Consider the following 2594-nt stretch of genomic DNA (forward strand, 5'->3'; position numbering starts at 1 on the left):
AGGGTCGTGCTGAACGAAGTGCTGCCGGGTCGGCCGGTCGCGCCCGAGGGCACCGCCCCGGAGGGGGTCGACGTGGTGACGCTGCCGCACGGCGCCGACGCCGCGGCGATCCTCCGCTGGCGCACCGGCCCGCCGGTCCCGGGGGCCTGAGCGGCGGGTCCCCGAGCGCGACAGGGCCCGGGCCCCGATCCTGTGATCGGTCCCGGGCCCTGTCCAGCCTCACGCCTGCAGGTCGTCCTCGCCCTCGGCGGCCGCGCGGCGGCGCGCTCCGAGTCCGAGCGCGGTGGCGCCCGCGGCCAGGAGTGCGGTGGCGCCCGCGATCAGGCCGACGCTCTCGACTCCGGTCGAGGCCAGTCCGCCGCCCGAGCCGCCGACGGGCAGCGGGGTGGGCGTGCCGGTCGGCGCGGTCGTGGGCACCGGGGACGGAGCCGCGGTGGGCGCCGCGGTCGGCCCGGCGGTCGGCGCCGTGGTGGGAGTCGCCGTGGGCGCGGTGGTCGGCGGGGTCGTCGGTGCCGTGGTCGGTCCGGCGGTCGGCGTCGGAGCCACCACCTGCGACGCCGGCAGGATCTGCACGATGGTCGGACGCGGTGCCGCCACCGCTCCCGCCGCCGTCGATCCGTAGTCCGGGAAGAACGAGGTCGGCGCCTCGAAGGTGCCCTCCTCGCCCGGGTGCTGCACCGCCACGAACACGTGCTGGTCGAGGTCGTGGACGATCGGTCCGCAGGTCTCGGCGTCGCGGGGCACCGAGAGGAACTGCTCCACCCTGCCGCGCGTCGCGCCCTCGAGCGCGACCTTGAAGAGCCCGTCGTTGTAGCCGATGCCGCTCGGGGCGCCGTCGGTCGAGATCCAGAGGTTCCCGACCGAGTCGAAGGCCAGGTTGTCCGGGCACGAGATCGGCGAGACCTGGTCCGCCGGGAAGCCGGAGAAGTAGACGACGTCGCCCTGCGCCTGGTCGCCGCAGAGCATCAGCAGGTTCCAGGTGAAGGTGCGGCCGGTCTGGTCGCCGCCGTCCTCGATGATCTCGACGATGTGGCCGTCGCGGTTCTCGGTGCGCGGGTTGACCTCGGTCGCGCCCTCCTTGGCGCCCTCGGTGCCGCGGGCGGAGTTGTTGGTGCAGGCCACGTAGATCCGGCCGCTGACCAGGCTGGGCTGCACGTCCTCGCAGCGGTCCATCTTGGTCGCGCCCGCGGCGTCCGCCGCCTGGCGGGTGTGCACGAGCACCTCGGCGACGCTCATCCCGGCGATCGTCGAGGCGCCGTTCAGCACCAGGGGCAGCCACTCGCCGATCCCGTCGAAGCCGCCGTCCGAGGGGACCGCCCCGGTGCCGGTGATCTCGGCCACGGGGGAGTCGCCGGTGAAGCGGGCGACGTAGAGGTCGCCCTCCTCCAGCAGGGTCTTGTTGTGGGCGCGGTCGCCCTCGATGTAGCGCTTCGTCGAGACGAACTTGTAGAGGTAGTCGAAGCGCTCGTCGTCGCCCTGGTACGCGACCACGCGGCCGTCCGGGGCGATGATGACGTTCGCGCCCTCGTGCTTGAGCCGGCCGAGCGCCGTGTGCTTCTTCGGCGTGGAGTCGGGGTCGAAGGGGTCGAACTCCACGATCCAGCCGAAGCGGTTCGGCTCGTTCTCGTAGCCCGGGGTGCGGGCGTCGAAGCGGGGGTCGTCGAGCTCCCAGAGGCGCGAGGTCTCGGAGTCGGCGAGGCCGTAGCGCTTCTCGGCGTCGCTCGTGCCGACGGCGCGGAAGTAGCCGTTGAAGTTCTCCTCGCCCGAGAGGATCGTGCCCCACGGCGTCGTGCCTCCGGAGCAGTTGCCGAGCGTGCCGAGCACGGTGCGGCCCTCGGGGTCGGCGACCGTCTTCAGCAGCTCGGTGCCGGCGGCGGCGCCTGTCACCTCGTAGGGGGTGTCGAGCAGGTAGCGGCGGTTGCGCTCGCCCCCGCGGACGTAGGCCCACGGGCGGTCGACCGCGGTGCGGACCAGCTCGACGACGCTGAGGCCGTGGGCGGCGCGGCCGACGGCGCGCACGCGCTCCGGCTCCGCCTCGAGCTGCGCGGCCGGGAACATGATGCTCTCGTTCGTGTACTCGTGGTTCACGACGAGCAGGGCGCGGAGGCGCTTCGAGCCCGGGATCTCGACGATGTCGGTGTAGTCGTTGTTGTAGCCGAACTGCGCGGCCTGGGCGGCCTCCGTCTGGTCGGCGATGTCGAAGGCGGGGCTGTCGGCGAAGAGCGGGTCGCCCCAGCGGATGATCGGCTGCCAGGCGAAGCCCTCGGGGACGGTGAACCGGTCGACCGTGTACGGCACCGGAGCGATCGGAGTGAAGGCGAGCGGCGAGCCGTCGGCCGCGGTCGCCACGGCCGCCTCGGCGGTGGGCGCTCCTCCGGCGGAGGCGACGGCGACGGTGACCGCGCCGGCCAGGCCGAGGCCGAGGGCGCTGCGGCGGGAGAGCTGCGACGAGACGATGTCGCGGAAGTAGCTGTTGTGCGACGTGTTGCAGGTCGCGGTGGAGCAGGCGTTGGCGCACTTCAGCGCGCAGGTGACGGGGCTGCGCTTGCCGCGCACGTGGCCGGCCATCGGGAGGAGGAGCGGGCGGCGGGCGG

The 2594-nt window shown here is 73.8% G+C and carries 1 pseudogene; it reads right to left on the reverse strand.

Annotated features, from left to right (window positions below):
- Window positions 1–564: 564 nt before the first annotated feature.
- A pseudogene (locus tag C5C27_RS17190) lies at window positions 565–2594 on the reverse strand (PhoX family phosphatase); the annotation flags it as partial.

This window comes from Rathayibacter sp. AY2B7, assembly GCF_002931635.1.
Classification (GTDB): domain Bacteria; phylum Actinomycetota; class Actinomycetes; order Actinomycetales; family Microbacteriaceae; genus Rathayibacter.